The organism is Nocardia sp. No.11 (assembly GCF_038752175.1).
Lineage (GTDB): Bacteria > Actinomycetota > Actinomycetes > Mycobacteriales > Mycobacteriaceae > Nocardia > Nocardia canadensis.
On record NZ_JBCGFB010000143.1, the window covers coordinates 1 to 4233 of the forward strand.

Below are 4233 nucleotides of genomic sequence, written 5' to 3' on the forward strand. Positions count from 1 at the left end.
CAACGGCCGGGCGCCGGTGCCCGGCGTGCACCCGGTCCGCAACGGCACCCCACCGGGAACACCCACCGTCGACCGCGGCCGAAACGGCGCGGCCCACGGTGATTCCGCGGCGACCGCGCACACCGGGTCGCCGACCGCGCACGATCTGTCGGCCGTCGACCCGACCGGCCCCACCGCCGTCGAACGCACCCGCAACGGACTGGTGAAGCGCAGCAAGCGCGCCAAGATCACCGGCTCGCCCGACCGTCCGCGCCGCGAACCGGTGACCCGCCAGGACCGGCCGCCGGTCGCCGACCGGACCCCCGACCAGACGCGCAACATGCTGTCGTCGTTCCGCACCGGCCACGAACGCGGTGGCGACACCCGACCCGGCCCCACCCCGCACGATCCGACCCACTGACCGTTCGGACCCGACCAGAGGAGCTCCCGGTGACCACCCATCTACCGACCGCCGACCCGCACACCTTCAACTGGCTGCTCGGCAACTTCGTCCGCAACACCGACGGGGTGCGCGACACCGTCGCCGTGTCCTCCGACGGGCTGCTCATCGCCATGTCCGACGGCCTGGACCGCACCGGCGCCGACCGGCTCGCGGCCATGGTGTCGGGCCTGTCCAGCCTAGCCCGCAGTGCTTCGCGCAGTTACGACTTCGACGGCCTGAAGCTGATCATGATCGAGATGAAGCGCGGCTTCCTGCTGGTCTCGGCGCTCGGCGACGGCAGCTGCCTCGGCGTGATCGCCGACGGCGGCTGCGACGTGGGACTGGTCGGCTACGAGATGGCGGTGCTGGCCGAACGCGCGGGCGCGCTGCTCGACCCACGGCTCATCGGTGAACTGCGAGAGACGTTGCGCAGATGAGAGATCCCGATCGTCCCCGGCTGCCCGACCCGCGCATGATCCCGATGAACCGTCCCATCGGCTGGCGCGATCAGTTACCGCCGCCGGTCCCGGTGACGCCCACCGACAGCGACGACGTCGACGACCGCTTCGTCCGTCCGTTCGTGGTCACCGCGGGCCGCACTGTCCCGGTGCTGGACGGGCTGCGCATCGAAACCCTCGTTCAGGCACCGCCGTCCGCGCTGTCGGCACCGCTGCGGTTCGAGGAACGCACCGTCGTGCAGTTGTGCCTGCGACCGCACTCCATCGCCGAAATCGGTGCCGCCCTGCGGGTTCCGGTCGGCATCGCCAAGGTGATCGTCAGCGACCTGGCCGCGGCGGGCCACGTGTCGGTCCGCGACGCCCCGGAACTGTCGACCGCCGCCATCGAGAGGATCAGGGATCTTGTTCGGGCACTCTGAATTCCGCACCGCCGCACCGGCGATGCCGTCGTCGGTGAAGATCGTGGTCAGCGGCGGCTTCGGCGTCGGCAAGACCACCTTCATCGGCGCGATCTCCGAGATCGAGCCGCTGGTCACCGAGGCGTCGATGACCGAGGTGTCGATCGGCGTCGACGACCCGGGCCGTCGCGCCGACAAGACCGCCACCACGGTCGCGCTGGACTTCGGCCGGATCACGCTGGACCAGTCGCTGATCCTCTACCTGTTCGGCACCCCGGGCCAGGACCGTTTCGTGTTCCTGTGGGACGACCTGGTCGACGGTGCGCTCGGCGCGGTCATCGTCGTCGACACCGGCCGCGTCGAGGACTGTTACCCGGTGCTGGACTACTTCGAGGAGCACAACACCCCGTTCGTCGTTGTGGTCAACCGCTTCGACGACGCCACCCATTTCGATCTCGCCGAGGTCCGCGAGGCCCTGGGCCTCGACGACTGGATCCCGGTCCTGGACTGCGACGCCCGCGACCGCGACTCCGTGCGCGACGTCCTGGTGGCCCTGCTCGAACAGGTCCTGCTGCATCGCGTCCAGCCCCGGCACCGGGAGGTGAGCTGAACCCGCCGCCCGGTGCCGCGACATCAGCGTCGATGCAGGGTGAGGTCCCACAGCGCGACGTGGAATCGGCTGTCGGTGACGTCGACCGAGGTGTCGGTGAAGCGATGGCCGCCGAGGGCGTTGCCGACGAACTCGCGCACCGCGACCGGCTGGGCGTCGAGGGTGTCGAGCAGCCGCTGGGGTACCTCGACGGTGCCGTCGAAGACGCGCGGTTGGCCGGTGATGCCGGGCTGCTGCGGGGTCTGACGCAACCCGTCGACGGTATGCAGGACGAGGTCGAGCCCGGTGCCGTCGGCGAAGTCGATGCGCAGGGGAGTGGCGGAGACGGCCTGGTCGAAGGAGCGCACCCGGGCGGTCCAGCCCAGCGCGGACGCGCCCTGATAGTCGTACGGCGACGGCGGTCCCAGTGTCTCCCCGGACCGATTCGCCCGTGAGTTCTGCAGTGCCGCACCGGCGAGTGGCTGATCGGTGGGCACGAAGCTCCACGCGGGATCGCTGAGCATCTTGCGCCAGTAGCCGGTGCGCCCGCCGTCGCGCCCCTCGACCCGCAGCTCGCGGGCGGCCGACCCGGGCGCGGTCCGGTGCACCGAGATGCGGTCGGTGATCTCGCCGGGCACCTTCGGCTGGGCGACCCAGTCCGGTGCGGGCAGCTGGATAGCGGCGTAGCGGCTGTCGACACGTTCGGCCGGCATGTCCGGCGCTTCGGGCAGCCCGCGCTGATCCTGGTAGGAGTAGCGGAAGAACACCTTGTCCGCGCCGGAGATGTCGAAATCGTAGAGGCGCGTGTAGAAGTCGCCGAACCGGTTGACGACAAGCGAGGTCGACGCGCTGGTCGACAGGGCCACCGCCTGGAAGCGCCCGGCCAGTGGCGTGCCCATCTCGTAGCTGTGATCCACCGGCAGCCACGGATCGACGTACTGGATCCGCTGACCACCGTGGGTCAGCGCGAACACGTGCGACACCTTCGCCCCGCCGACCGGATGCTCGTTGCCCGCAGTGTCGGTCCAGACGTGGTCCTCGGTGGGGGACAACACCGACCACGACCAGGTCAGCGTCCCCGGCGGCAGGGTGTTGCCCGGCCCGGTCCACAGTGGCGTGCCGTAGCGGCTGCTCCAATTCCAGTCCCTGGGCGCGCTGAGCGCGTGATCCATGGTGATGAACCGGCCGTCGTGGTCGATCAGCATCACCTCGTCGTCGTCGGCCGAGACGCCGGCGATCGTGCCCGCCAGGCAGCCCGGCAGCGCCACGGTGCGCCAGCCACCCAGGGCCGTGGCCTCTTTCACGTAGACGTTGCCGTCTCGGGTGGCGAAGCTCCAGCGCCGGTTGAACGACTCGGTGGTCGAGCGCAGGTGCACCTGCTCGGGCAGGGCGACCGTCGCGGGGGCGAGATCGGCCAGGCCGGCAGTGGATTCGTCGACGGTCACTTCCGGTGTGCCGACCGTGCCGACCGGCAGACAGCCCGGATCGGCGACCGTCGCCGAGGGGGTCGTCACCCCGGCGAATACCAGTCCGGCCGTCGCGAGCAGCACACCACGCCGGACGGCGCGCCCGCGCCTCACAGCCACCCCGCCGCGCCGAAGGCGATCAGGGCGATCGCGTCGATGCCGAAGATGGTGCCGACCACCAGCGCCTTGGTCCGCACGTTGGGCAGGTCGTACACGGAGAAGCAGACGGCGAAGAACGGCACGTAGCCGATGATCCAGATGAGGAACGGGAAGCCCGGCTGCCACCACGACCAATCCCAGGTGAGCACACCCGCCTTGTTCAGCAGCACCTCGACGCCGACCGCGGCGGCGGAGTTCACCGCGATGAGCACCGGCCGGTTCGGCAGCCCGAAGATCCGGGTCTGCCTGGGCGGCAGCATCTTCGCTGCCGCGACGCCCATGATCGCGAACATGAAGCAGATCTCGATATTGAGCCCGATCAGGATCTGATACGCCGTCGGCCCGCTCGCGCCCCAGACCGGCGCACGGTCGGTGAGGTGGAAGACCAGCGAGTTCCAGATCTCGTTGAACCAGTCCATGCCCCACAGCGCCAGCCCGGCGAACAGTACGTTCCAGTTCCGGCGCTCGACCTCGACCGCGTAGATGTAGATGACCATCAGCAAGAGCGGAATGACATACCACTTGAACTGACCCGCATCGCGGAGTATCTCCAGCGCGGCCCGTGCGTTGTCGGTCACCGGGCACCTCCTGCTCATGAGCGACGAATTCGGCGAGTATGATACAAATCAACATCGAACGTCAATATGTATCGCCGAGTTGGTCGGTGGGCGGAGTGTCGGCGAAGGTCCCTTCGCCGCAAGAGGTTTCGCCGGGGTGCGGGTCTCGGCCGCACCCCGGCGGG

General features: G+C 69.5%; 5 protein-coding genes and 1 pseudogene. 4 read left to right on the forward strand and 2 right to left on the reverse strand.

From position 1 onward, the window contains the following. From V8688_RS27850 to V8688_RS27865, 4 genes and pseudogenes are all read left to right on the forward strand, one after another. A pseudogene (locus V8688_RS27850) lies at nucleotides 1-400 on the forward strand (ATP-binding protein); the annotation flags it as partial. A 29-nt stretch (nucleotides 401-429) separates the two neighbouring features. Continuing rightward, a complete protein-coding gene (locus V8688_RS27855; protein ID WP_218718194.1) occupies nucleotides 430-858 on the forward strand; it encodes a roadblock/LC7 domain-containing protein in 429 nt (142 codons plus the stop codon). Further along, nucleotides 855-1298: a DUF742 domain-containing protein gene (locus V8688_RS27860; protein ID WP_255587641.1), complete on the forward strand. Its 444-nt coding sequence runs from the start codon at nucleotides 855-857 to the stop codon at nucleotides 1296-1298. The genes V8688_RS27855 and V8688_RS27860 overlap by 4 nt, the downstream gene beginning before the upstream one ends. A 22-nt stretch (nucleotides 1299-1320) precedes the next feature. Beyond that, nucleotides 1321-1887, forward strand: a complete 567-nt coding sequence (locus tag V8688_RS27865) for an ATP/GTP-binding protein (RefSeq protein WP_218718203.1) — start codon at nucleotides 1321-1323, stop codon at nucleotides 1885-1887. Nucleotides 1888-1910: 23 nt separating this feature from the next. Here the strand turns inward: V8688_RS27865 and V8688_RS27870 are convergent, their stop codons facing one another. Together V8688_RS27870 and V8688_RS27875 are read right to left on the reverse strand one after the other, a co-directional pair. Further along, on the reverse strand, nucleotides 1911-3446 hold the full coding sequence (locus tag V8688_RS27870) for a hypothetical protein (protein ID WP_342802041.1): 1536 nt from the start codon (nucleotides 3444-3446) through the stop codon (nucleotides 1911-1913). After that, nucleotides 3443-4069 (reverse strand): hypothetical protein, encoded by a 627-nt coding sequence (locus tag V8688_RS27875; RefSeq protein WP_218718192.1) that lies wholly within the window; start codon nucleotides 4067-4069, stop codon nucleotides 3443-3445. The genes V8688_RS27870 and V8688_RS27875 overlap by 4 nt, the downstream gene beginning before the upstream one ends. Nucleotides 4070-4233 lie beyond the last annotated feature (164 nt).